Source organism: Pedobacter anseongensis, from assembly GCF_037482965.1.
GTDB lineage: Bacteria > Bacteroidota > Bacteroidia > Sphingobacteriales > Sphingobacteriaceae > Pedobacter > Pedobacter anseongensis.
In genome coordinates this window covers 1,269,278-1,295,654 of record NZ_JBBHKB010000001.1, presented here as the reverse complement: position 1 = coordinate 1,295,654, position 26,377 = coordinate 1,269,278, and the positions used below count along the sequence as shown (strand labels likewise).

Here is a 26,377-nt window from a genome sequence, read left to right as displayed (position 1 = left end):
ACATAAAAACCCTCGCCGTAATGCCGAGGGTTTTCTAATCTTATTCGAACAAAAACTTAAGCTTCTGCTAATTCTTGTGTTAAGGCCTCATCAACTAAGATACGGCCGCAATGCTCGCAAACAATAACCTTTTTACGCTGGCGAATATCTAATTGGCGTTGAGGTGGAATTTGGTTAAAACATCCTGAACACGAATCTCTATCAATCGTTACTACAGCTAAACCATTAACAGCGTTGGTACGCAATCTGTGGTAAGCGGTTAATAAACGCTCCTCAATTTGAGTTTCTGCTTTATCTGCTTTTTTCAATAGCCCTTGCTCTTCTTTTTCTGTTTCTGCAGTGATGGTTTCCAATTCACTTTTTTTAAGTTCTAAATCGCCTTTACGCGCTTCGATATTAGCTAAAGCCTGTTCGTAAATTTCAGTTTTCGAAGCTATTTCGAAACCGTGCTCTTTAATTTTTTTCTCGCAAACCTGAATTTCAAGATTTTGAATTTCTACCTCTTTAGTTAAGGCATCGTACTCGCGATTGTTTTTTACATCTTTCAGTTGTGTATCGTATTTTTTAATTAAGTTTTGTGCGTCCTTAATCATGTTTTTACGATTTACAATAGCATCTTCTGTATCGTCTAATTCAGCTTTGATTTTTTGTATGCGTGTTTCTAATCCAGCAACCTCGTCTTCTAAATCAGCTACTTCCATTGGCAATTCGCCACGAATCTGGCGGATTTTATCAATTTTAGTGTGTAGGTTCTGTAATTCGTATAAAGCTTTTAGCTTTTGCTCTACTGTTTGTTCCATTAAATGAAATAATTTATGGGGTTTGTATTATGCTCCGTTAAACGGATTGCAAAGTTACGAAATTTTTCTTGAATATTATCTATCAACAAATTAGAAGTAAATTGTTCGCTTTCGTAATGGCCAATGTCGCAAATTATCAATTTATCTTCTGCATCAAAAAATTCGTGATATTTAAAGTCGGACGTAATAAACGCATCCGCTCCTGCGGCAATTGCGTCTTTAAGTAAAAAGCTTCCAGAGCCACCGCAAACCGCAACTTTCTTTATTTTCTTAGAAAGTAGTGAAGTGTGGCGAATAACTTTAGTGTTCATTTTTTCTTTAACATGGCTTAAAAATGCTCTCGCGTCCATTTCTTCGCACAACCAGCCCACCATACCGGCGCCAACGGTAGCCAAAGTATTCGAAATAGGATAAATATCGTAAGCAACCTCTTCATAAGGATGCTTTTCTAGCAGTTCGAGTATAATTTTACGCTCATTTTGCACCTTAAAAACCACCTCTATGCGCTGTTCAGTTTCATGATGCCTTAGCCCTTTCTCGCCAACAAAGGGGTTACTTTCTTGGTTTCCTTTAAATGTGCCAATCCCTTCATTTCCAAAGCTGCATTCACTGTAATTGCCAATACTGCCAGCCCCAGCGGCAAATAATGCGTTCTTCACTTCATCCGCCGATGCGGTCGGACAATAGGTAACCAGTTTTCTTAATAAGCCGCCTTTAGGTGCAAGTATTTTACCATTTATAATACCCAATCGCTTACAAATTTCGCCGCTTACCCCTGTATGTACATGATCTAAGTTAGTATGGATAGCGTATAGAGCAATGTTGTTTTTAATGGCCTTGAGCACCACGCGCTCTACGTAGGTTTTGCCATTAAACTTTTTTAATCCTTTAAATACGATGGGGTGATGGGTGATAATTAAATTACAGTGATGAGCGATTGCTTCGTCTATAACTTGTTCTGTACAATCTAAGGCTACTAAAGCTGCCGTAATCTCATCGTTTGCATTGCCAACTATTAATCCCGAATTATCGTAATCTTCTTGATAATTAAGCGGGGCGATGCTTTCTAAATAATTGGTAATCTCTGATAGCTTCATCGTATAAAAATAACAAATTCTGTCGAGCTAAAAGAACAAAGAGCAAGGATCAAAGATTTGGCAGTCTAAATTTGCGCCTAGTCTTTAATCCTTGCTCCTTTATCCTCGTCTTGTTAATTTAAATAAAATTACCCATTCTTACCATTTGCAAGCTTTCGAAAACCATGCGTTGATTATGCTCAAATGCCAATTCTTTATGATTTACGATATCTACAATCGACCCGATAAAACACAAGCCCACAGTAAATAAATACAAAATACCCATGCCTATTTGGCCAATAATGAAACGTTGAAGGCCCGGAACCAGAAACAAGCCGATGATACAAAAAATCAGCATATCGCTTGGGTTTTTGCGTTTTCCTGAATAAATCATCAGAAAAGTGCGTAATTGTTGCTCGTTTAAACCATTGGTTGCGGTTTGTAAATACGAGTATTCTGTTGGGGTTATCCCCGGTAATGCCATGAATTGCGAGTCGAACATGATTAATCCTCCTTATAGTTTAAATTAAATTCTTTATATCTTTTTATTGTTAATGTAGTTAGCGTTACTACTCTATAAACGATAACCAACAATGCTGGTATGCCAAACCAATGAAAGTTTAAACTTTCGCTTACTTGGCCTTGGAAAAAAGCGCTTATCGACCTTCCTAAACCACATCCTGGGCACCAATCTACCCCCAAATTTGCCAATGGGCAAAGACTAAAATGGTGTGCATGAGGATCGGCAGTTGCCAATAACACCAAAGCTAAAATCCAGAAAACCAATTCTAAAGGGAAGCGTTTAATGTTCATTGTTTCTTGTTTATATACTAATTAGAAGCTAGGTCAATCCCTTTGTTACTGAAAAACCGGCAATTTCGACGAAAGGTAAAAAAAATCCGACAAAATGCCTGTATTCCTAGAAGAATTGGTGTGTAAGGTTTATCTTTGTATAGTGAATATTCGGGATCTAATTAGTAGATACAAAACTGATGAGCGGGTTGTTGGTTTCGCACAAGCGCTTAACCAAGATAAAGGAAATAAAATTCAACTAAGGGGATTGGTGGGTGCTGCCGATGCTGTAATCGCCACTGCAAGCTATTTTTTGCTTCATCAACCCCAACTCTTTATCCTACCTAACAGAGAGGAAGCCGCCTATTTCTTATCCGATTTAGAGGGCATTTTAGATAAAGAGGTACTCCTTTTTCCGTCCTCATTTCGCAAAGCATTCGAATTTACGCAAATTGATACGGCAAATGTTCTGGCAAGGGCAGAAGTATTAAATGAGCTCAACCATCGCTCAGAATACGGAAAGATTGTAGTTACATATCCCGAAGCATTAGCGGAAAAAGTGATAGACCGATCGGTCTTAGAAAAGAACACGCTCGAAATTAGTGTTGGCGTTAACTTGGGCATCGATTTTATTAACGAATTCTTATTCGATTACGATTTTGAACGAGCAGATTTTGTATACGAACCGGGGCAATTTTCTATTCGTGGCGGGATTGTAGATATTTTTTCATTCTCTCACGAACTCCCTTATCGAATTGAATTTTTTGGGGATACGGTAGAAACCATTCGAACTTTCGAAATCGAAAGCCAGCTATCTGTCGATGAAGTGAAGAGCTTAACGATCGTGCCCAATGTTCAAGCTAAGTTTTTAACTGAGAACAACATCAGTTTATTAGATTATATTGAAAAAGACACCCAGCTTTGGTTTAAAGATGTTGAGTTCACCTTAGATATTGTTAAAAGTGGGTACAAAAAAGCGGTTGAGCTTTGGAAAGCCTTAGGTGTAGCTGATAAACAGCAAAATCCAAACTGGCTTGATCCTAAATTTTCGTTTACCGACGAGAAAATGTTGGGCGATTTATTCCAGGATTTTACTTTGGTCGAATTCGGAAAGCAGTTTTTTTATCAAACTTCTTCCGTTTTTAATTTTGAGACCAAGCCTCAACCCTCTTTCAATAAAGATTTCGATCTGTTGATTAAAAACTTGAAGGAGAACGAAAGTCAGGGCGTTCATAACTTTATCTTCACCAACTCGACTAAGCAAACCGAGCGCTTATATGCTATTTTAGACGATATCGATAAAACGGCCAAGTTTACTCCGGTAAATGTTCCGCTTAGAGAAGGCTTTTTAGATCCCACACAAAAAGTAGCTTTTTATACCGATCATCAGATTTTCGATCGTTTTTATAAGTACCAGCTTAAAAAAGGCTACCAGCGTAGTCAAGCCATCACCTTAAAAGACCTAAGAGAATTAAAGCCTGGCGATTTTGTAACGCATATTGATCATGGTATTGGAAAATATGCTGGTTTAGAGAAAGTAGAAGTTAATGGCAAAACACAAGAAATGATTCGCTTGGTGTATGCCGATAACGATTTACTATATGTTAACATTAATTCGCTAAATCGCATCGCCAAGTTTAGTGGCAAAGATGGCACACAGCCTAAAATGAATAAACTAGGCACTGAGGCTTGGGACAAGCTGAAGAAGACCACAAAAAAAAAAGTTAAAGACATTGCCCGAGACCTCATAAAGCTATATGCGATGAGAAAAGCACAAGTTGGAACGGCTTTTAGTCCAGATGGTTATTTAGAAACCGAACTTGAGGCTTCTTTCATTTACGAAGATACGCCCGACCAAGTTAAGGCAACTGCCGATGTAAAAAAGGACATGGAAGCCCCCCATCCGATGGATCGTTTGGTTTGTGGTGATGTAGGCTTTGGCAAAACTGAAATTGCTATTCGCGCAGCTTTTAAAGCGGTAGCGAACGGAAAACAGGCTGCGGTATTGGTGCCAACCACCATTTTGGCTTTACAGCACTTCAAAACTTTTTCTTCTCGCTTAAAAGAGTTTCCCTGTACAGTAGATTATATTAATCGCTTTAAAAGCAGTAAACAAATAAAAGAAACGCTCGAAAAAGTGGCGCAAGGAAAGGTCGATATTGTAATTGGAACGCATCGTTTGCTAAGTAAAGATGTGAAATTTAAAGATCTTGGGATCATGATTATCGATGAAGAGCAGAAGTTTGGGGTTGCGGCAAAAGAGAAATTACGTGCTTTACGGGTAAATGTAGACACCTTAACATTAACTGCTACACCTATTCCAAGAACGTTACACTTTTCGTTAATGGGCGCAAGAGATTTGTCGATCATGAGTACCCCACCACCCAACAGACAGGCTGTAAATACAGAATTGCACGTTTTTAATGATAAATTAATTCAAGAAGCGGTGCAATTCGAATTGGATCGGGGTGGACAGGTTTTTTTTATCCACAACCGTGTAAATGATTTGAAACAACTTGGCGGATTAATACAAAGTTTGGTTCCAAAAGCAAGAATCGGTATCGCCCATGGCCAATTAGACGGCGATCAGCTCGAAGATGTGATGCTCGATTTTATCAATGGAGAAAAAGATGTGCTGGTGGCCACAACAATTATCGAGGCTGGATTAGATATTCCAAACGCCAATACCATTATCATTAACCACGCGCACATGTTTGGGCTGAGCGATTTGCACCAAATGCGCGGTCGTGTTGGTCGCTCGAATAAAAAAGCCTTCTGCTATCTGTTAAGCTTGCCGTTATCTACCCTTACCAACGAAGCCCGCAAAAGATTAAGTGCAATCGAAGAATTCTCTGATCTGGGAAGTGGTTTTAACATCGCTATGCGCGATTTAGACATCAGGGGAAGCGGGAATTTGTTAGGTGGCGAGCAAAGTGGTTTTATTGCAGAAATTGGCTTCGAGATGTACAATAAGATTTTAGACGAGGCCATACAAGAATTAAAAGACGCAGAGTTTAAGGATCTATTTAAAGATGAGGTTCAGCGGCCTTTTATTAATTTTACTCAAGTGGATACCGATTTAGAGCTACACATCCCTGATGATTATGTGACCAGTATTACAGAACGTTATAACCTGTATACCGAGCTTTCGAAGCTAGAAACCGATGAGCAGCTAGTGGCATTTGAACAAGAACTTAGGGATCGCTTCGGGCCCGTTCCGCAACCTGTTAAAGCAATGCTTAAAGTATTACGCTTACAATGGGTAGGTAAGCGCTTAGGGTTCGAAAAGCTAAGCTTTAAGAAAAATATAATGCGAGGATATTTTATTAGCGATAAACAATCGCGGTTCTTCGATTCTGAGGTGTTTAATCGTATCTTGGCATTCGCGCAGCAACATCCGCGATTATGTAACTTGAAAGAAATAAAAGATAGCTTACGCATTGCTTTTGATAACATTAACAATGTTGATGAAGCGATAGAAATGTTAGAGTTGATCTAATGATGGACCCAACCCTTCTCCTCGAACTCGTTAAGATGAAAATGCCATTCGGCAAGTACAAGGGTTGGGTAATTTCTTCGCTTCCCGAATCGTACTTAGTTTGGTTTCAGTCGCAAGGTTTTCCGCCCGGGAAATTGGGCACTTTATTGGCTACAATGTACGAGATTAAGCTTAATGGGCTGGAGTATTTGTTACAACCACTAAAGAAATAACCCGTCATTAATTAAGCCCGTGCCTCTTTCCACTCCGTAAAACTCTGTATAATTGCTGCTTTAAAGGTTTCGATGGGCTGTGCCCCTGATAAAGCATACTTTCTATCGAAAACGAAATAAGGAACGCCTCTAATACCAATTTGCTTAGCTTCGTAGCCGTCGTATTGCACTGCTTCGGCAAAATCATCTGCCGCTAATACCCTATCAATTTCTGTTTTTACAAGACCTAGGCTATGGCCAATGGCAGATAAGGTTTCTTTATTTGCAATGTCCCTTCCCTCTATAAAGTGCGCGTGAAACAGGGCTTCTTCAGCCTCGGTTTGCAATCCTTTAGCTTTTGCGAAATGAAGAAGGCGATGTGCATCGAAAGAGTTTGCGGGCACACTATTTTCAAAATCGAGCTCAAGACCTGCCTTACTCGCCATTTCGACTACATTTCCTGTTAGCTGTTTAGCTTGCTCAATCGTCATCCCTTTTGCGCGTGCTAAATAAGCGTATAAGCTTTCGTTTGTGGTGTTTTGATATTCGGGATTAAGTTGGTAGCTTTTCCATTCGATTTCGATTTCCTCACGATGTGGAACAGTTTCTATCGCTTTTTCTAAATGGCGTTTGCCGATATAGCAAAACGGACACATCACATCCGACCAGATTTCTATCTTCATAAAACAAAGGTAGTTTAGTAAAGTTTCGGAATGGTAAATTAAACGTATAAAATAAGCCACGAGTTAAATTAACCCATGGCTTATCGCCTTTTGACGCATCGTTTTATTTATACAACTGATTAAACATCCATTTAAAGGTGCCATGGGTTTGCGCTCGGAAGGTAATCTCTGGGCCGAAGGCAAAAACTTTGCCTTTTCCATAACTCGCTTCAAAAGCCGCTATGCCATCTTGTAAATAGCTTTGTCCCCATGCCCAACCGCTCCGCAAGGGCGTTGCATTCGCAAACCATGCCAAAGGCTTAATTTGTCCAGTAGACACTGCATTAGGATTTAGTTTAAAAACTGGACTGTTATCAAAATACACATCCGTTACCGAATCCAAACCCCAGTTAGCCGATAACGATTTATCCACCGCCACGCTTAAAACACTTCCAGGAACATAATATTTTATCGCCGGCAATCTTTTCTCAACTCCATCTACCATCTCTACCATGGCATTGCGAACAGGCAAATTTAAATGTGCGGCAATATTAGTTGCTGAGCCAATGGCTACGATTTCGCCTCCTTCTTCTAAAAATGCTTTCAGTTGGGGGATTGATTTATCTTGGCTCATTCTACCTACTCGTGCTTTATACTCTTCCGGGATATTAGATTCTGCCGATGGGCCTCCAAAGCCCCCTCTCCCTCCTGCTCCAGCGCTTGCGCTATATGCCGGAATAGATCCGTCAACAAAAATGATGACATCATATTTTTCTTTTAGTTTACCGGCATCAATATCTGGAGCGTAAATTACTGTTGCATCAAAATGGTACTGTTCCATGATAAAACGAATCCACCCCGAATCCATCGAACCGCCGTAGGTATCCCAAAGAGCGATACGAGATGGTGCAATTTTAACCGCTTTTGTGGGCTTCGCTCCTGCTGTTATGCGCATTCCGAAACCATGTTCAGCTTTATTTAAAATCGCTTTTGCTTTCGTTGATGCAGGAACATAGAATGATCCATCGCTTGGGTTTCGATACACTTCGGCACCATTTTTCAACAATTCGTTTACTGCTAAAAAACTCTCATTTGCGGCAGCACTTAGCACATAGCCACTTCCTGCAGGCAGCGCTTTTGGCGTTACTTGCAACAGCTCTCCATGTGGCAGTTTTTCGAAAGGACCATCAAATTTATCGAGCACCCGGTCGAATTTAACATTCATTAAATAGGCCAATGTCCAACCTGCAGCATCGTAAGGTGCTATTGGAGGCCCACCTTCATATTTAAAATCATTCGGGTGATCTTGTGGTTCGAACATATCGAGTACGTGAGGTCGGAAAGCTTGATCGGTTTTAACCACATAACTTCCAGCGGGGTAATTTTTACCTGCAACAGTAAATGCTGCAGTTGCTTTATGTACCACTACACCTGTTCTAATTAAAGCGTTTAAAAAGCGAATGGCCGTAGTAAAATCGGGCTGATTGGCCGAAAGAATATACGCTCTTGCATCACGATTTTTAGGGGCTTTCATCACGGTATCGAGGTATTTTGTAGGCATGCCGCCTCTTCCTCCGCCTATAAAACCTGTGCCTGGCCCGTTGGATGTGGTTGTGGGCCTATCTTTCTGGTAAGCTTCGTTTATCGCATCGATTCGCTTAGGCGAAAATTGCCACGTATCTTTATTTCCTTTATCGATAGAGTTTTTGCCCATTTGATAAATGTTATACAATAATTCATCGCTATAACGCTGCGCATAGTTTAATACGGCGTAGTTTAACGAAACGGAATAATCAATTGCATTCTTAAAATACCATTTCTGAGGCAAAATTGGGTTTGGCGAATCGCCATTTGGCAATAAGCGAGAGGGTACCAATGGGATCTCTGAAGGTGTTGGGCTTCCAACAATCTCAGTAAGCAAGCCGATCATATTATGAAAATAGGTTGTTGTTCTTAATCCCCCATTATACCAGGTAGAAAATACGGAGCCACCACGCTGGGTATAACCTGGCTTCGACTCTACATTCATCCGATTATGCATGGCTGCGCCAACGGCATCGATACTAGTTAAAATAATTGGATCGAAAACGTAATTATACGGATCGCGATAAGGAGGGCCAGCTACAACGGTTCCGGCTGGACCAGCTTGATGGTGATTATACATAATTTGTGGGATCCACTCAACAAACAACTGTCGTCCCATGTTTTGGGTTTCTTTAAGGTTAAGCATAAAGAAATCTCGGTTGTTATCGTGCCCCGCATATTTTTCGTACAAACGAGGCAAGCCGTTTATCGTTCTTTTTTTAGGGTCTTTTTCTCTCATGTACCAATTGCTAACGAGCTCTTGTCCGTCGGGATTGGCGTGGGTCATCAGAATAATTACCTTATCTAATATCTTAGTGGTTTCGGCATCTGTACGGCTAGAAAGGTTATAGGCCATTTGAATGAGTTGATGCGCACCCACTACTTCATTAGCATGCAGTCCCCCATCAATCCACACTACTGCTTTCCCTTCGGCAGCCAATGCTTTAGCTTGCTCAGGGGTTAAACCTTCTGCGCGGCCTAATTTCTGTGAAATTTCTTTATATTTTTGAAGATTTTTTTGGTTCTCTGGCGAGGTGATGATCATCATGTATTGGGATCTACCCTCTTCGGTTTTACCAATATCAACCAATTTTACGCGTTTTGAGGTTTCGGCCAGTTTTTTAAAATAGGCTTCGGTTTGGGTGTAGTTTGCGAGCTGATAATCGTCGCCGATGGTAAAGCCAAAGTGTTCTTTGGGCGTAGGGATGCTTTGTGCTATGGCAGTATGAACGCAAAAGAGCATTGCAACAAACCATAAGGCACGAGGGTAAAATTTTGCCATGGGAGTTAGTTTAGTTAATTACCCAAATATAAATTACTGCCCCGTTTAATCCGCTGCTGTTGTAATTTTGTTACATGATGGCTTATTAGAAATCGCTAAAATATCTTAATTCCCATTCCCGGGAAAACCGTTCTAAAATTATCCGAAATAAGCACTTCAGGTTTAACCCTAATAAATGAATTTTTTATCCCTACGGTTACAAAGATCTTAAACATATTTTGCTCAAAATAAGGTCCGCTTTTTCGAACCAAATATCCTACTCCAGCCGAAAATTCACTTACTTTTCCATAATCTTTTACATTATTTATCCTGTTTCCCAAACTCCCTTCTAAAAAAACATTATGAAACGTGTGGTATCTATTAAGGTTATCCTTCTCAAATGTAAAATAAGGAACCGCAGCCACATTGATATACGTATACATTCCCCCTCCTTTAAAATAAAAATCTTGCCTTTGAGGAGCAAAATCGAGGGATAATCCTAAAAAGGGACTTACCTTATCCCGAACTACACCTATGCCAACAACAGGTAATAGCCGAAATGGAAATTTGCTAATTTTATGCTGTGTGTACAAACTGTCGCGATGCCTTTTGTATGCTATTTTTTTTTGTTCTAAAGTTAGGGAGTCCTTAACTTTAAAAAGGGCCTTATTAATAACCTCATTCGAATTAAATGTGCTGAACTTTTGAAGCGAATCGCCAATTAAAATGATTTTTCCATTCTTTGTGTTAATAACCAGGGTATCTGGATTGCTTGTTTGAGCAATGGTACAATTTAGTATCATAAATATCAAAACGAATAGGAGTTTTATAACCTTCATATCTCTTTAAAATTTGATTTTGAAAAAGCCTTTTTGTTTTTCATTCGTATTGGCCAAAACGGATGTGTCTTTTGATAATTTAAACCTTTTTAATCTCGAAATTGCCTCTATGGTTTGTATTTCTTCCGCATCAAAAGGTTTACCGCGTTTAAATTGAACGGTAAATTCGGGTACAATAGCTGCCGTTGCTATTGAGATAACTTTAATTTCTTTATTAAGCTCTTTCGTTACTGCCATCACTACTTCTGGTGCCGATGGCAAAACCGTTGATAAGGTATCTTCTTTCAGGACTTTGGTATTATACATGGGGGCTATCCTTTTTTCTGGCTTATTTAAAATAGTCTTTTCGATTTCTACTGGTTTAATTGGCGTAGCGGGTAGCTTTACTTTTGCCAATTCTGCCACTGGCGGCTTTTGCAAAGAGACCACTCCTGGCCTTTCAGTTTTTGTTTTCTTCACCGCCACGATCGCTTCATCATGTTTAAAATAAAGCGCACCCACCATCCCGATAATAACCAAAATTGCGGCAGCTACGTAATATAGTTTGCGCATTGGTGGTTGTTTTTTCTGAACCGCATTCCATACCTTTTCCTGATTCGAAATTTGATTTTTCGTTAATTCGGCCTCCAAAATTTTATTTCGTAACTGATCTTCGAAACTATTTTTTTCCATGATAAACAGATTTATAAGGCAATAATTTGTGTTTTAAGGCTTCTTTCGCCTTGTTTAACTGTGATCTTGAGGTCGCTTCTTTAATATTCAACAACACCCCAATTTCTGCATGGCTATAGCCTTCAATTATATACAGATTTAAAACCGTTCGGTAGCCAACTGGAAGTTCGGCAATACATTGATAGATGTAGTGCGCGTCAATATGTTCGAGTTGAACATCTTCGACCGTTAATTCATCCGCTTCGGTTAAAGGAACCAAATAAAAATTGTTTTTTTTACGTAAAAACATGAGGCATTCGTTTACCATTATCTTTTTTATCCAGCCCCGAAAACCAGGCTCGTGTTCATAATGAAAAGAGCCCATGTTTTTAAAAACTTTAGTAAAACCTTGAGACAATAGATCTTCGGCCTCCGTTTGCGCTTTAACATAACGGATACAAACATTGAGCATGGTAGTATAATAAAGATCGAACAAACTTCTTTGAGCCTTATTATTGCCTTTTTTACATTCTTCTAAAATCTCTGTTAACACTATTTGCATCTATTTGCCTATCGTCATTCCAACGGAAAAATATAACCCTCGATTATATAAACTTGATCTTACCAAGGTACTAATATTGCTTAATCCGAAATGATAGCCTAAATTAGCCTGAAGTGTTCCGTATTGTTTACCTATTCCAGTTTTTAATCCATAATCGAATTGATTAAAATTGGTTTCGAAATCCGCTCCTAAACATAATGCCGCGTAGGGGCTTATGGTTAGCTCCAATCCCTTTAGTTTCTTTATTTGATATCCATTTAACAATTCTAAGTTTACAAATTGAAAGCCCATTTTTCCGCCTTGCGAACTAAAGCTTATTCCCGGTTGAAAATGATATCTAGTATACTGCCAAAAGCTTTTTTTTTCTCCAGGCGTGAGTCTGAAACTACGGTCGAAAAATAATCCAATCTCGTATCCCATGCCTTGGCTTCTATTTGTTAAACTCAAAAGGTTAGCGCCAATTTTTAACCCAGGTTTCCAATTACTTGCTCGAGCATTGAAGAAAAGGCCGCTAATTACTGTCGGCTTTTTAATGTCGGCCTTGATCTGGAGCGTTGCTATGCTATCTGCCAATGCCTTATAACTTATCATTTGTGCCTCATCTTTAACTAAAAATTGTTGTAGTTGCGCAATCTTCATCCCTCCAACATCTTTTTTTAAGATCTCCTCCTTACTGTTCATAATGATGAATGCAGGAACACCTGTTGGGCCTTTCGGTTGATGCGATTTGTAATACACTAGCTTCCCCTCTTCGGAATCAATATCTAACTTTAATGCAATGTAGTTTTGTTTAATATATGTGGATACCGTTGTATCGGGAAAGATATAGCGTTGCATATAGTTACAGGGACCACACCACTTTGCCGTAAAATATAAAAAAAGAAGCTTATTCTCTGCCTTTCCTTTAGCTAGGGCCTGCTGGTAAGTTCCCTTATAAAAATCGACTGCAAAACCTGTTTGATAAATTAGAGTTAGGGCTAGTAGGGTAAAAATTACTTTCTTCAAACTTACTTTTACCTCTATAATGCAGATTGATGAAGAAACGTTGCCTGGGTTTAGGAAAAAGTTTGACTTGGAGTAGATTGCTTCGCACCTCGCGATAACGAACTACTCGCTTAATGTAATATCAAGTACAAATAGGCATACACCACTGGTGCGGCAATCAATAACCCATCAAAACGGTCTAAAAACCCGCCATGTCCGGGTAAAAAACTCCCCGAATCTTTTGCATCAAGACTTCTTTTTAACATCGACTCTACTAAGTCGCCAAGGGTTCCGAAGCAAGAAATAAGAATCGCCATTCCTGCCCAAGTTGTTAAATTCATTTCTGGAAAAAGCTTTGCCATAATACATGCAACGATAAGACTGGTAAAAATACCGCCAAAAAAGCCTTCCCACGATTTTTTTGGAGAATGGCGCTCAAATAAGCGACGTTTGCCAAATTTAACACCAAATAAATACGCTCCGGTATCATTAGCCCAAAGCATCAACAAAAAAGCCAGAGGTAAGTGATAGTCGTACGTTAATACATCGGCTAAAAAGCCTAAGGAATAAAAAAAGCAGAAAGGGATCGTTACATAAATAAAACCTACAAAAGTGTACGAAATGTTGGCAAAAGGTATTTTGCTCTTTTTATACAACTCGCTAATAAAAACTGAAAAAATAAGCGGTACAACAACCAAAAGATACTTGGTTTCAAACTGTAAAAAATGATAGGCGGCAGTAATGATAAATAACACTACCGCAACCAATACGCCAATATTTCTATGGGGCCTTATCCCTCCCATCTTCACTAATTTATAAAACTCCAAAAGTGCAACGATGCTTAATATCAGGTAAAATACGGTAAAGGTATAGCCTCCTAAAAAAATGGAGCCCAACATAACAATGGTAAAAAAGAAAGCGGTTATGGCTCTGGTCTTCATAGCTGTCGGAAAGTGGAAAATGGAAGATGGAAGATGTATTGCATATCTTTTTAGTATACTTGCTTCGTTGTTTTGTCTTTTAATAATTTAAACAAAGCTAGCGTTAATATGGCACTAATTATATAGCCATACCATTGCACAGGGATTTCTTCGTCACCTTTTAGGGGGGTGTGTTTTTGCTGAAAGTACCAAGAAATAGTAACCGCAAAGCCATTGTTTAAGAAATGGGCAAAAATAGTATACCAAAGACTTCCCGTCCAGAAATAGATATAGCCAAAGGCGGCGCCTAAAAATAGCCTAGGAAAAAATCCATAAAATTGGAAATGTATGGTGCTAAAAATGATTGCAGAAATCCAAATCGCTACATGAGGGTTTTTTATCCAACGTAAAAAAGTACGTTGTAGCGCCCCTCTAAATAAAAATTCTTCACAAATGGCGGGAACAATAGCAACAATAATAAGGGTGGTAAGAAAATCGCCGATCGACTTCATTTTTAACAACGTAGCTGTAGTTTTTGCTCCCTCATCTTCCATTCTACGCATCCATTCTTCTACGCCTTTTAAGAATTCTGGCAGCACCATTTTCTGATTGGTATCGTTTATCCACCCCATTAAAGGAGTAGAACAGGCCATAATTAAAAATACAATGAATAAAATATTCAGGCTTGGTTTTTTTAAACCATAAAAATTTTGCGGTTTTTTACCTTCGGTTATCCCTAAAAGTAATGCTGGAATTAAAAAAAGTCCGATTTGCTGTGCAGTTAACAAAATTTTTAACGCTCCAACAAATTGTGGGTTGTTCCCACTTAACCATGATGTATCCTTTATAAGAACGGGTCCATAAAAAACAAACGCCACACCAAAGCCAATAAGCATGGCCACCAATAAGCCTCCTATGGCAAAAGCGCCAAGTAATAATAACTGCACATACGGACCGTTTTCTTGCTTTCGTGTTTGTGTAGACTGCATTATTTGTAAATTGTGTACCTTTGTAGCTTTAATTTTGGGTTGAATATAGAAAAATGTCTGTAAAGATAGGAAATATAGATTTGGGAGCATTCCCTTTGTTGCTGGCACCGATGGAAGATGTAAGTGATCCTCCTTTTCGTTATGTGTGCAAACAAGGTGGGGCCGATTTAATGTACACTGAGTTTATTTCTTCTGAAGGATTAATACGCGATGCGGCAAAAAGTAGAAAAAAACTAGATATTTTTGAGTACGAGCGACCGATAGGCATCCAAATTTTTGGAAGTGATATCGAAAGCATGCGGGAGGCAACTGAAATTGCTACGCTAGCCGGTCCTGATTTAATGGATATTAATTACGGCTGTCCGGTTAAAAACGTAGCCTGCAGAGGTGCAGGGGCCAGTTTGCTTCAGGATATTAATAAAATGGTAAAGATGACCGAGGCTGTTGTTAAAGCTACGCACTTACCCGTAACGGTTAAAACCCGATTAGGCTGGGACGATAACACCAAAAATGTTGAAGAAGTTGCCGAGCGCTTACAGGATATCGGTATTCAGGCTTTAACCATCCATGGTAGAACACGCGCCCAACTATATAAAGGCGAAGCCGATTGGACCTTAATTAGAGAGATAAAGCGGAATCCACGTGTAAAAATTCCGATTTTCGGTAACGGTGATGTCGATAGTCCACAAAAAGCAGCCGCATGGCGGATGGAATATGAAGTAGACGGAATTATGATTGGTCGCGCTGCAATTGGTTACCCTTGGATCTTTAGAGAAGTGAAGCATTTTTTTGAAACAGGAGAATTAATGGCGGGACCAACGCTCGAAGAAAGAATTACGGCATGTAGAACACATCTCGATAAATCGATAGAATGGAAAGGGCCAAAAGTAGGTGTTTTCGAAATGCGTAGGCATTATGCTAATTATTTTAAAGGTTTACCCGATTTTAAGCCCTACAGGATGTTATTGGTAAAAGAAGAAAATATCGAAACCATTCATGAATTATTAGACGAAGTGGCAGTTAAATACGAACATGTAATGCCTTTTTCTGAAATGGCTTGATTATTGAATAAGCAATTCTTAAATTTAAACAATGGTTACTGCTATTACCCAAGGTGTAAAAATTTCGGTCGATACCATTTATCAAAATGAGTACTCGAATTCGGCTAATGAGCATTTTATGTTTGCTTACCGAATTGTAATCCAGAATATGTCTGATTTCTCGATTCGTTTAATGCGTCGTAAATGGTTAATTTTCGATTCGAATGGTACACAACGTGAGGTTGAAGGAGAAGGTGTTGTTGGTGTACAGCCCATTATAGAACCTGGCGAAACGTACCAATACGTTTCTGGATGTAACCTAAAAACTGAAATTGGGAGCATGAAAGGGCACTACGAAATGCTTCGTTTAAACGACGAAATGTTGTTTAATGTCGATATTCCGGAGTTTGAGTTAATTGTTCCTTATCGGTTAAACTAAATTTTTCTCTTGGTCAAGATCAAGACATAACGCACCTGCAACCTTAGGCCTTCAATATTTTACTGCTTTATGTGGCATTGTATTTTCAATTTTAAGCGGGTTGGTCCTCTTGGCCATCTTTCTTTTTGCACCAATCTCAATTTTGGGGGGTATTTTTCACTTAAGGAAAAAATAAGAAGACATCTTCAATAACCTAATCCCTGCTTCTTCCGAACAACATGGAGGCATAATAAATTAAATTGGCTAACGCACCTAGTGCAGCGATTACATACGTCATGGCCGCCCACCAAAGGGCATCTTTTGCTTGGGCGTTTTCTTCGGTCGTATGCATTACCGTTTGATTATTTCTCAACCACAATAAAGCACGTCGGCTAGCATCAAACTCTACCGGAAGGGTAATGATGCTAAATACGGTAACCAAAGCGAGGCCCATAACACCTATCGCTAATACAATAGGGTTGCCAGTAAAGCCGATTAAAAGTACACCTATGATTAACACCCACTGTAATAAATTAGATGAGATGCTTACTACAGGCACCATCGTTGACCTAAATTGCAACCAATGATAAGCCTTTGCGTGCTGTACGGCATGACCACATTCGTGAGCAGCAACTGCAGCAGCAGCCACACTTCTTCCATAATATACGTCTGTACTTAGATTAACGGTGCGATCTGATGGATTATAATGATCTGACAATTGTCCTTCGGTACTCATAATCTTTACGTCGTAAATGCCATAATCATTAAGCATTTTCTCCGCCACTTCTTTCCCAGACATCCCAGAGTTGAGCTGCATTTCGGCGTATTTAGAAAACTTACTTCTAAATCGCCATTGTACATACATGCTAAGCAGCAGTACAGGTATGATTAAAATTAAATACGTTTCCATTGTGTAGATGTTTTGTTTCTTTAAATCAAAAAGTGTTCCCATATTTAATTGCTATAAAAAATTTACATTACTTTTAAAAATGGCTGATTATTTATCTTATTGGGAAAAACAAAACTTTTATTCGGCAGACGTAATCATCGTTGGTAGTGGTATTGTTGGTTTAAATACTGCGCTTACCATAAAACTTGCTATGCCTAAAACTAATGTTTTAGTGTTAGAAAGAGGGTTTTTGCCTTCAGGTGCGAGCACAAAAAATGCAGGTTTTGCCTGTTTTGGGAGTGTTTCTGAACTCATTGAACAAGAGAAAATATGCGGAACTGATGGGTTACACCAATTAATATCGAAGCGTTGGAAGGGCCTGCTAAAGCTCAGAAAGCTATTGGGAGATAGCGCTATTTGCTATGAGAATTATGGTGGATACGAATTATTTAAGCCTACAGAAGATCGTTTATCACAAGAATGTGTATTAAAATTAAGCCATTTTAATGCATTAATTGAAGATGTGGTAAACGAAAAAGAGGTGTACAGTATTGTTAATCCTCAAATCGAGCAATTTGGTTTTAAGGGTATTTCGCTGCTTTTGAAAAACAAACTAGAAGCACAAATAGACCCTGGGCTCATGATAAAAGTGTTGCTGGCCAAAGCTAGCGCCTTGGGTGTTACAATTTTAAACAACTGCGAGGTTAAAAAAATTAACGAAAATGCAAATGAAATGGTGCTGGAAACCGAAAAAGGTAATTTTTCCTGCAAAAAAGTGGTGCTAACTACGAATGCTTTTATTAATGAATTGTTGCCTACCTATAATGTTGTGCCCGGAAGAGGCCAGGTGCTCATTACAAAGCCTATCGTTAATTTAAAATTAAAAGGCACTTTTCATTATGATAAAGGCTATTATTATTTTAGAAATGTAGAAAACCGGGTGCTATTGGGGGGTGGGCGAAACTTAGATTTTAAAGCAGAAGAAACGACCGAATTTGGAGAAACAGAAAAAGTACAGCTCGCTTTATTAAATTTGCTTAACGAAACCATTTTACCAAATACTCCTTTCGAAATCGATCACAAATGGAGTGGAATAATGGCATTTGGGGATGCGCTTCATCCGATTGTGGAAGAGGTTAGGCCTAATGTTTTTTGTGCGGTGCGGTGCAATGGAATGGGAATTGCCATTGGAAGCCATACCGGGCAAGAGGTAGGGGAATTGGTAATTAAATCCCTCATCTGATAAGTATGACCTTATTCAAATACTATCGTTTTGTTTCCACTTACAAAAACGCGATCTTCCAATACTTGCGCTAAGGCTTTACTTAAAACTGCTTTTTCTATTTCACGTCCAGCTATAGCCATCTTTTTAGCATTAAAGGTATGGTTTACGTGTACCGTTTTTTGACTGATAATCGGACCCTCATCTAAATTGTTGGTTACAAAGTGGGCAGTAGCGCCGATAATCTTAACACCCCGATCAAATGCCTGCTTATACGGTCTAGCTCCAATAAATGCGGGCAAAAAAGAATGATGAATATTGATAATTTTATTTGGGTATTGATCAATAAATGAGGGAGAAAGTATTCTCATAAATTTTGCCAACACAATATAATCTAACTGATACGCGCTTAACACTTTTCTTATTTCTTGCTCAAAATCAGATTTCGTTTTATCTTCATGTGCCACATAAAAAAAGGGTACGTTTAATTTTTCAGCAAATTCTTTTAGTGTGGGGTGATTGCCAATTACGCATTTTACCTTAGCCCCCAATGTTTTAAAATGATCTCTTATTAAAAGGTCGGCTAGGCAATGAAATTCTTTAGTTACTAAAATAGCAATGTTTTTTTCTGTTTTGGTAACCACCATCGCTTTTGCGTTTATGGGTAACACGTTTAATAACTCTTGCTTTAAATTTGCTTCATCTTCGATAATACCGCTACAGGCTATTCGAGTAAAAAATTTATTTTCGCTTTCGTCTACAAATTCTCGCATTGCGATAATATTGAGTTGGTGTTGAGCTAAAACCCTTGTAATATGAGTAACTAAACCCACTCGATCTTGGCACTGGATAAGAATTAACAGGTTATTCATGGGGTAAATATATTAAAAAGCAGGTTCGCCAACCCTTCTTCGCTAATAATTTGTTATTTTGTTAAAAATTGAAACTATGGAAATTGCTGCTGTTGTTTTATTGCTCATTATCTTAGTGGTGCTTTTTATTTTAGTGTTGCGCAAACCGCCGGTTTATAGAAACGACGAAACCATTACCTATCTAAAAGAAGAAAAACAAAAAATTGCCGATGAGTTAAGCGATTTACGGGAGCGGTTTACGGCCGAAAGAAGTAAGCTCATTCAAACCGAAGCCTTACTAGATTCACATCGTGATAAATTGGCCGAACAACAGAAAAATTTAGAGGATTTACAACAAAAATTTACCTTAGAATTTTCGCTCGTCGCCAATAAAATTTTTGAAGAGAAAACGGCAAAATTTACCCTTCAAAATCAAAATAATCTTGAAACAATTTTAAATCCGCTTAAAGTAAATATTAAAGCTTTTGAAGAAAAAGTGGATAAGGTTTACAAAGATGAGGCTGCCGAACGAAATCACTTAAAAGGTGTTATTTTTCAGCTGATGGACCAAAGTAAACAGATTCAAGTAGATGCAAATAATTTAACCAACGCTTTAAAAGGCGACAACAAAAAACAAGGAAATTGGGGCGAAGTTATTTTAGAACGTGTACTAGAAAGCTCGGGTTTGGTTAGGGGCAGAGAGTATCGCCTACAGGCGAGCCTTAAGAGCGGCGATGGTGCAAAATTACAGCCTGATGTAGTGATTGACTTGCCTGATGATAAAAACTTGATTGTAGACGCTAAAATTAGCTTAGTGGCCTATGAACAACTGATGAATACCGACAGTGAAGAAGAGAAAGTTGGTTTACTTAAGCGACATTTACTTTCGGTTAAATCACATATAGATGGATTAGCGGGCAAAAACTATCAAAATTTATATCAAATTAACTCGCCCGACTTTGTCTTACTTTTTATGCCGATCGAATCTTCTTTTAGCGTTACTGTTCAGGCCGATCACGAATTGTTTAATTATGCTTGGGATAGAAAGGTAGTGATTGTTAGTCCGACTACATTGCTAGCCACTCTACGCACCATTGCCAGCATTTGGAAGGTAGACCGCCAAAATAAAAATGTGTACGAAATTGCAGAAGAGGCCGGTGCTTTATACGATAAGTTTGTGGGTTTTTTAACGGATATGGAAAAAATTGGAAAGCACCTAGACTTATCACAAAAAGCACACGAAGAAGCGTTTAAAAAACTGCAATATGGTAGTGGAAATTTAATTGGAAAGGTTGAAAAAATTAAGAAACTAGGTGCAAAAACAAAGTCAAGCAAGCAGATTGATTCAAAGTTTTTGGGGGAAGAATAAATAGTTTTGACAAAGTTCTTTCCACCTTGTTATAACTTTGTCAAAGCTTAAAAGCATTCCATCCCTGTGCTTTCAACTCGTGAACTATATTTGATTTGGATACCATTTTACATCCCGAATTTTTATCGGTAATATGGCCAATAATACTAATATCAATATCATTTTTAAGTTTAGCGTAATCAGCTTGTTTGATGGTAAACAATAATTCGTAATCTTCACCACCATTTAAGGCACAAACCGTTGGGTCTAGCCCTAATTCACGTGCCGTTTCATAAGTCATTGGATCTATTGGGATCTTCTCTTCATAAAGTGTACAGCCTTTTTCAGATTGAGTACAAATGTGTAAGATTTCTGAGGCCAATCCATCAGAAACATCAATCATCGAAGTCGGTTTTATCTTCATTTGAGATAATAAATCAACAATATCTCTTCTACCTTCTGGTTTTAACTGGCGTTCGATGATATAATCTTTACCTTCCAAATCAGGCTGTAGCTGTGGATTTTCTAAGAAAATCTGTTTTTCTCTTTCTAAAATCTGAAGTCCAACATAAGCCCCACCCAAATCGCCAGAAACACATAATAAATCGCCTTCTTCGGCTCCATTACGGTAACATATATCGGCAGATGCTGCATATCCTATGCTAGTTACACTAATTACTAAACCCTGTTTACTTGATGAAGTATCCCCACCAATTAAATCAATGTTAAATTTATTGCAAGCCAATTCTACGCCTTTATAGATTTCCTCAACAGCCTCTAATGGAAATTTACTCGATAAACCAATAGAAACCGTAATTTGAGTAGCAATACCATTCATCGCATAAATATCGCTCAAGTTAACTTGAACAGCCTTATACCCCAAGTGCATTAAAGGCACATAGGCTAGATCAAAATGTATTCCCTCTAGCAATAAATCGGTAGAAATTAGGGTTTTCTTATCCGAAAAATCTACTACTGCCGCATCATCACCAATTCCTTTGATACTACTTTCGTGTTGTATTTTAAAGTTATGAGTTAAATGTTTAATTAAACCAAACTCTCCTAATTCTGAAATTGCTGTACGTTCTTTATTTTCAAACATAATTTTACTACTATTTTAACTTTGTCAAAGTTTAATACTATTCATCACCCATTCTAACTCTCTATCTTTTCCCGAAATTACATCTTCAATGGTTGGTATGATCTCTTGATCAGGAAAAATGCCTCTTCCTACAGTTTCGGTGTGGGCATTTGGCATTATTGGATATAAACCCATCCTAAGTTTTAACTTAGAATTAGGCATGCTAAGTATAGGAATACTACCTGCTACACAGCCATTGTATCCTCCGCCTGTTTCTTGCCCCACAAATGTAGCTCTTTTAATTTGTTGTAGATTAGACGCAATTAGTGCTGATGCGGAGAAACTATAACCATTTATCAGCACATAAAGCTTTCCATCAAAGTGGTTATTTTTAGGATGCAGAGGTTTCATCCCTTTATAATTTAATTTATATTTATCCTTTTTCTTCATTAATAGGATGGTATTCGCAATCTGAAAGGGTACTACTTTCAATGCATTTAAAATTCCCTTTGTATGCAAATATGGGTTAAATCTTTTATCAACTTCTGTTTGTGTGAGGTAAACAAAATCTTTATCAACCAAATACGCAAATAAATTTCTGCATGCCGTTAGTGAGCCACCACCATTGTCTCTTAAATCGAGTATTAAATTCTTAGTATTTCCTTTTTTTAAGGTTTCAAAACTTTCTTTAAAAAAGCGATCAAAATTTGCATACGGAAACGAAAAGCTTTTCACTTTTAAGTAAGCAATGCTACTATCCTTTTCCATAAATTTAAGGTCTAACATCGGTTTTTTAAATTCATCATTTCCTTTATACCTGAGTTTACGTTTTTCTTTGGCTAAGTTCTTTTTTGCTAATACTGAATCTTTATTAAGTTTTTTTATCGGATTTTTAACTTTAGTTGAGTCTTTTTTATCTTCCTTTTTAATTGTAGTTAAGTTTAAATTAATAATAGTATTGCTATTTTTTATTTTAAACGCTAGTGTGTCTTTATTATCGTAAATAGTTGCATACCAATTTGCAAATGCACGATTTAAAACGGCTGTTTTAAAGGTTTCATTATAACCATCCGAAGCATAATTCTTTTCCAAATTTTTAATTATTTCCAATGAAGATATACCATCGATAGCTAAGATTTCGTCTCCCTTTTTTGCTTGAGTAATTTTCCTATTAAGAAAATTAACATATAGTTTATTGTTTATTACTTTATATCCAAACTGATTAATTGGTTTACCTAGCTTAGCAACAGAGTCCTTTTCCTTTTTAGTAAGCTTTTTGGTAACTAAAATCATTCGTGTATGCCCACACCTTACTTCTGCTACTAAAGGAGCCATTTTTTTATAAAATTCTTTCGACGTTAAAGGTGTAGTTATTGTTTTCTTTAAACTATCAAATTTAAATGCCAATTGTTCTTTCGTAATGTACCAATATACTCCTGGGTGACCATTTGTTAACAGCATGTAGGTAAAGTTCACATCCTTTATTAATGCTGCAGGTGTATGCTTTTTTTCAGTTACCAGATAATTCATTTTCTTGACAGAAGTACAAGAAAACTGAAGAAAAATAGCTAAAAAGATAAGAAAAATTGATATTCGTCTACTCTGCATGAATTATAAGCCCAGATTTGCTGATATAGCTAACATTCTCTCAATAGGTTTTCGTGCTTGATCAATAATCTCTGCGGGAACATTAACTTCTGGTAAACCATTTTTAATACATAAGTATAATTTTTCTAAGGTATTTCTTTTCATGTAAGGACAATCGTTACATGCACAATTATTATTTGGTGGGGCTGGAATAAAGGTTTTATGTGGATTAGCTTTTTCCATTTGGTGGATAATTCCACTTTCAGTAGCTACAATAAATTCAGTTGCATCATTACTGATGCTGTATTTTAGCAGTCCCGTTGTGCTCCCAATATAATCTGCCATTTGTAGCACTGCCTCTTCACATTCGGGATGTGCAATAAATTTAGCATTAGGATGTCGTTCTTTTAATTTTGTTATTTTTTCTCTCGAAAATATTTCGTGTACCATACAGGCTCCGTTCCACAATACTAAATCTCTACCTGTTTTTTTTGCTACCCAAGCCCCTAAATTTTTATCTGGACCGAAAATTATTTTCTGGTCTTTAGGTAAACTTTCTACAATTTGAACGGCATTGGTAGATGTACATACAATATCACTTAATGCTTTTAACTCAGCTGTACAATTTACATAGGTAATCACCAAATGATCTGGATATTTTTCTTTAAATTTCTTAAACAGGTGAGGCGGACAACTATCGGCCAACGAGCAACCTGCTTTTAAATCGGGCAGTAATACGGTCTTTTTTGGTGATAATATTTTAGCCGTTTCGGCCATAAAGTGTACACCAGCAAAAACAATTAGGTCTGCTTCTGTTTTGGCGGCTTCCTGTGATAAGCCTAAACTATCTCCTATATAATCAGCAATATCTTGTATATCAGGTTCTTGATAATAATGTGCTAGGATAATTGCATTTTTTTCCTTTTTTAATTTTTCTATTTCTGCAAATAAATCTAAAGTAGGATCAATTGCTTCATCAATAAAACCTTTTCTATTTAATTCTTCTGAGATATCTAATGTCATCATTTGTATTTTAACTTGTGTAAAGTTATCGCTTTTAACACTTCAATAAATAATAGTTAATTTAAATACATAGATTCTTATTGTTTATTAGGGTGTTGGTACTGTGAATAAGTTATTGTTTTAAATAAGATTATATGAGTTATTCTATACTTACCAACATAAATATTTTATTTAAATTTTAAATATGAACTGATTTACAACGGTATATTATTTGGACTAAAAACTTATCAATACTAAAATGTGTATTTATTTTAATGGTGTTAAAAGTTAATAAACAATGCAAAGTTGCTTAAAAATAATGTAAAAGATTGTGTCGAATTCCCTTTTTACCTTAGCTTTAAACATTCAAAAATAGTTGTTGGTTTAATTTATACATTCCTTCCACATAAATTGGTGTGTTGTTAACACAATTTTGATTTAGTAGTATTTAATGAGAACATCGTAATCATTCAGCTAATGATTAACTAATATGCGATTATGATCTCCTCATTACAGTTGAAAAAGTAAGAATAGAATGAGACAAGTAGATTTTTTAGTTATAGGGTCGGGAATAGCAGGACTAAGTTTTGCATTAAAAGCAGCAAAATTTGGAAAAGTTTTAATTGTCACTAAATCGAATGAAGACGAATCAAATACGAAATATGCCCAAGGGGGTGTAGCTGTAGTAGTAGACGCATCTGATTCGTTCGAAAAACATATCCACGATACATTAATTGCAGGCGATGGGTTATGCAACGAAGATATTGTTGAAATTGTAGTAAAAGAGGGGCCTCAACGTATTCAAGAGATTATCGATTACGGAATAAATTTCGATAAGAACACGGCTGGGGTTTTCGATTTGGCAAAAGAAGGTGGACACTCAGAGCACCGAGTACTCCATTATAAAGATATTACTGGCTATGAAATAGAGAGTGTTTTATTAAAACAGATCCACCAAAACGATAACATAGAGATATTAACACACTACTTTTGTTTAGAACTGATTACCCAGCATCATCTAGGAAAACATGTTGATAAGAGTACTGAAGATGTGAATTGCTATGGTATATATGCCTTTAATACAGAACTTAACGATGTGGAAAAGATTTTGGCGAGGGTAACGGTGCTGGCTTCTGGCGGTGCTGGTCATATTTATGCGAATACTACCAATCCGGTTATCGCCACTGGCGATGGAATGGCAATGGTGTACCGCGCAAAAGGAAAAGTGAGGAACATGGAGTTTATACAATTTCATCCAACGGCACTTTATCATCCAGGAGAATACCCTTCTTTTTTAATTTCTGAGGCCGTTCGTGGTTTTGGAGGACTATTAAAAAGAAGAAATGGAGAAGAGTTTATGTATGAGTATGATGAACGGGGATCATTAGCTCCCCGAGATATTGTTGCGCGTGCAATAGATGCAGAGATGAAAAAATCAGGAGACGACTTTGTATACTTGGATATTACTATGCGGAAGAAAGAAGATATCTTAACCCATTTTCCAAATATCTATGCAAAATGTTTGTCTATAGGTATCGATATGACAAAAGATTTTATACCCGTAACACCTGCCTGTCACTACATGTGTGGGGGTATTTTGGTTGATGAGTATGGAAAGTCATCCATTACTAATTTATATGCTTGTGGCGAGGTTTCCTCAACCGGATTGCATGGTGCAAATAGATTAGCTTCAAATTCGTTGTTAGAAGCTACTGTATTTGCTCATCGAATTTTTATATCTGCTATTGAAGCATTTCACACGAATATTATCCCAGATAGCATTCCAGAATGGGATGAACAAGGTGTTACTCAATCTAACGAGGATATTTTAGTAACTCATAACCTTCGTGAAACGCAAAAGATTATGAGCGATTATGTTGGCATCGTGAGGTCTGATTTTAGATTAGACCGCGCCATGCGGCGCTTGTTCTTATTGTACGAAGAAACAGAGGAATTTTATAAAAAAAACAAGGTTTCGGTTAAACTTTGCGAGTTAAGGAATGTAATTCAGGTGGCCTATATGGTTATAAAATCGGCCAAGGCCCGTAAAGAGAGTAGGGGATTACATTATACTACCGACTATCCGAACCATGCGGATGAATTGGTAGATACTATTATTTAGAACAAAA

The 26,377-nt window shown here is 37.6% G+C and carries 24 protein-coding genes; 7 read left to right on the top strand and 17 right to left on the bottom strand.

Features of this window, described 5'->3' with window-relative positions; translation table 11 throughout:
• Positions 1 to 56: 56 nt before the first annotated feature.
• The 4 genes from WG904_RS05700 to WG904_RS05685 form a co-directional block, all read right to left on the bottom strand.
• On the bottom strand, positions 57 to 800 hold the full coding sequence (locus WG904_RS05700) for a zinc ribbon domain-containing protein (protein WP_339578328.1): 744 nt from the start codon (positions 798 to 800) through the stop codon (positions 57 to 59).
• Positions 800 to 1,897: a Nif3-like dinuclear metal center hexameric protein gene (locus tag WG904_RS05695; RefSeq protein ID WP_339578327.1), complete on the bottom strand. Its 1,098-nt coding sequence runs from the start codon at positions 1,895 to 1,897 to the stop codon at positions 800 to 802. The genes WG904_RS05700 and WG904_RS05695 overlap by 1 nt, the downstream gene beginning before the upstream one ends.
• 118 nt (positions 1,898 to 2,015) lie before the next feature.
• Positions 2,016 to 2,378, bottom strand: coding sequence for a TM2 domain-containing protein (locus WG904_RS05690; protein ID WP_339578326.1), 363 nt, complete (start codon positions 2,376 to 2,378; stop codon positions 2,016 to 2,018).
• A gap of 2 nt (positions 2,379 to 2,380) precedes the next feature.
• Complete coding sequence (locus tag WG904_RS05685; RefSeq protein WP_339578325.1) at positions 2,381 to 2,689, bottom strand: DUF2752 domain-containing protein; 309 nt, start codon at positions 2,687 to 2,689, stop codon at positions 2,381 to 2,383.
• A gap of 142 nt (positions 2,690 to 2,831) precedes the next feature.
• Here WG904_RS05685 and mfd point away from each other — a divergent pair, with 142 nt between their 5' ends.
• Both mfd and WG904_RS05675 read left to right on the top strand, forming a co-directional pair.
• Positions 2,832 to 6,167 carry a transcription-repair coupling factor gene (gene mfd / locus WG904_RS05680; protein WP_339578615.1) on the top strand — a complete coding sequence of 1,112 codons (3,336 nt, stop codon included), beginning with the start codon at positions 2,832 to 2,834 and terminating at the stop codon, positions 6,165 to 6,167.
• Positions 6,167 to 6,379: a DUF3820 family protein gene (locus tag WG904_RS05675; protein WP_431844414.1), complete on the top strand. Its 213-nt coding sequence runs from the start codon at positions 6,167 to 6,169 to the stop codon at positions 6,377 to 6,379. The genes mfd and WG904_RS05675 overlap by 1 nt, the downstream gene beginning before the upstream one ends.
• Before the next feature lie 11 nt (positions 6,380 to 6,390).
• Here the strand turns inward: WG904_RS05675 and WG904_RS05670 are convergent, their stop codons facing one another.
• The 8 genes from WG904_RS05670 to WG904_RS05635 all read right to left on the bottom strand — a co-directional run bounded on the left by WG904_RS05670 (position 6,391) and on the right by WG904_RS05635 (position 14,810).
• Positions 6,391 to 7,041 (bottom strand): DsbA family oxidoreductase, encoded by a 651-nt coding sequence (locus tag WG904_RS05670; protein WP_339578324.1) that lies wholly within the window; start codon positions 7,039 to 7,041, stop codon positions 6,391 to 6,393.
• A gap of 103 nt (positions 7,042 to 7,144) precedes the next feature.
• Entirely contained in the window at positions 7,145 to 9,886 is a 2,742-nt protein-coding gene (locus tag WG904_RS05665; RefSeq protein WP_339578323.1) for a M14 family metallopeptidase, read from the bottom strand.
• Positions 9,887 to 9,981: 95 nt separating this feature from the next.
• Positions 9,982 to 10,668, bottom strand: coding sequence for a hypothetical protein (locus WG904_RS05660; protein ID WP_339578322.1), 687 nt, complete (start codon positions 10,666 to 10,668; stop codon positions 9,982 to 9,984).
• A gap of 42 nt (positions 10,669 to 10,710) precedes the next feature.
• Positions 10,711 to 11,376: a hypothetical protein gene (locus WG904_RS05655; RefSeq protein WP_339578321.1), complete on the bottom strand. Its 666-nt coding sequence runs from the start codon at positions 11,374 to 11,376 to the stop codon at positions 10,711 to 10,713.
• Positions 11,363 to 11,917: an RNA polymerase sigma factor gene (locus WG904_RS05650; protein WP_339578320.1), complete on the bottom strand. Its 555-nt coding sequence runs from the start codon at positions 11,915 to 11,917 to the stop codon at positions 11,363 to 11,365. The genes WG904_RS05655 and WG904_RS05650 overlap by 14 nt, the downstream gene beginning before the upstream one ends.
• Positions 11,918 to 12,922 (bottom strand): thioredoxin family protein, encoded by a 1,005-nt coding sequence (locus WG904_RS05645; RefSeq protein ID WP_339578319.1) that lies wholly within the window; start codon positions 12,920 to 12,922, stop codon positions 11,918 to 11,920.
• 110 nt (positions 12,923 to 13,032) lie between these two features.
• On the bottom strand, positions 13,033 to 13,842 hold the full coding sequence (locus tag WG904_RS05640; protein ID WP_339578318.1) for a phosphatidate cytidylyltransferase: 810 nt from the start codon (positions 13,840 to 13,842) through the stop codon (positions 13,033 to 13,035).
• Positions 13,843 to 13,892: 50 nt separating this feature from the next.
• The gene (locus WG904_RS05635; RefSeq protein ID WP_339578317.1) at positions 13,893 to 14,810 is read right to left on the bottom strand and encodes a CPBP family glutamic-type intramembrane protease; all 918 of its coding nucleotides are present in this window, start codon (positions 14,808 to 14,810) and stop codon (positions 13,893 to 13,895) included.
• 53 nt (positions 14,811 to 14,863) lie between these two features.
• Here WG904_RS05635 and dusB point away from each other — a divergent pair, with 53 nt between their 5' ends.
• Together dusB and apaG are read left to right on the top strand one after the other, a co-directional pair.
• On the top strand, positions 14,864 to 15,871 hold the full coding sequence (gene dusB, locus WG904_RS05630; RefSeq protein WP_339578316.1) for a tRNA dihydrouridine synthase DusB: 1,008 nt from the start codon (positions 14,864 to 14,866) through the stop codon (positions 15,869 to 15,871).
• A gap of 31 nt (positions 15,872 to 15,902) precedes the next feature.
• Positions 15,903 to 16,289 carry a Co2+/Mg2+ efflux protein ApaG gene (apaG, locus tag WG904_RS05625; protein ID WP_339578315.1) on the top strand — a complete coding sequence of 129 codons (387 nt, stop codon included), beginning with the start codon at positions 15,903 to 15,905 and terminating at the stop codon, positions 16,287 to 16,289.
• Positions 16,290 to 16,482: 193 nt separating this feature from the next.
• On the opposite strand, the gene WG904_RS05620 is transcribed toward apaG, so the two are convergent.
• Complete coding sequence (locus WG904_RS05620; protein ID WP_339578314.1) at positions 16,483 to 17,178, bottom strand: zinc metallopeptidase; 696 nt, start codon at positions 17,176 to 17,178, stop codon at positions 16,483 to 16,485.
• Positions 17,179 to 17,257: 79 nt separating this feature from the next.
• Here WG904_RS05620 and WG904_RS05615 point away from each other — a divergent pair, with 79 nt between their 5' ends.
• Positions 17,258 to 18,400: an NAD(P)/FAD-dependent oxidoreductase gene (locus tag WG904_RS05615; RefSeq protein WP_339578313.1), complete on the top strand. Its 1,143-nt coding sequence runs from the start codon at positions 17,258 to 17,260 to the stop codon at positions 18,398 to 18,400.
• A gap of 11 nt (positions 18,401 to 18,411) precedes the next feature.
• Here WG904_RS05615 and purU read toward each other — a convergent pair whose 3' ends face one another.
• Complete coding sequence (gene purU / locus WG904_RS05610; protein WP_339578312.1) at positions 18,412 to 19,251, bottom strand: formyltetrahydrofolate deformylase; 840 nt, start codon at positions 19,249 to 19,251, stop codon at positions 18,412 to 18,414.
• A 76-nt stretch (positions 19,252 to 19,327) separates the two neighbouring features.
• On the opposite strand from purU, the gene WG904_RS05605 reads away from it, so the two are divergent.
• Positions 19,328 to 20,599: a DNA recombination protein RmuC gene (locus WG904_RS05605; protein ID WP_339578311.1), complete on the top strand. Its 1,272-nt coding sequence runs from the start codon at positions 19,328 to 19,330 to the stop codon at positions 20,597 to 20,599.
• A gap of 40 nt (positions 20,600 to 20,639) precedes the next feature.
• Here WG904_RS05605 and thiL read toward each other — a convergent pair whose 3' ends face one another.
• From thiL to nadA, 3 genes are all read right to left on the bottom strand, one after another.
• Positions 20,640 to 21,680: a thiamine-phosphate kinase gene (gene thiL, locus WG904_RS05600; protein ID WP_339578310.1), complete on the bottom strand. Its 1,041-nt coding sequence runs from the start codon at positions 21,678 to 21,680 to the stop codon at positions 20,640 to 20,642.
• Positions 21,681 to 21,704: 24 nt separating this feature from the next.
• Positions 21,705 to 23,189, bottom strand: a complete 1,485-nt coding sequence (locus WG904_RS05595; RefSeq protein WP_339578309.1) for a S41 family peptidase — start codon at positions 23,187 to 23,189, stop codon at positions 21,705 to 21,707.
• 81 nt (positions 23,190 to 23,270) lie between these two features.
• Positions 23,271 to 24,269: a quinolinate synthase NadA gene (gene nadA, locus WG904_RS05590; RefSeq protein ID WP_339578613.1), complete on the bottom strand. Its 999-nt coding sequence runs from the start codon at positions 24,267 to 24,269 to the stop codon at positions 23,271 to 23,273.
• A gap of 514 nt (positions 24,270 to 24,783) precedes the next feature.
• On the opposite strand from nadA, the gene nadB reads away from it, so the two are divergent.
• Positions 24,784 to 26,370 (top strand): L-aspartate oxidase, encoded by a 1,587-nt coding sequence (gene nadB / locus WG904_RS05585; RefSeq protein ID WP_339578308.1) that lies wholly within the window; start codon positions 24,784 to 24,786, stop codon positions 26,368 to 26,370.
• The last annotated feature ends 7 nt before the right edge of the window (positions 26,371 to 26,377 follow it).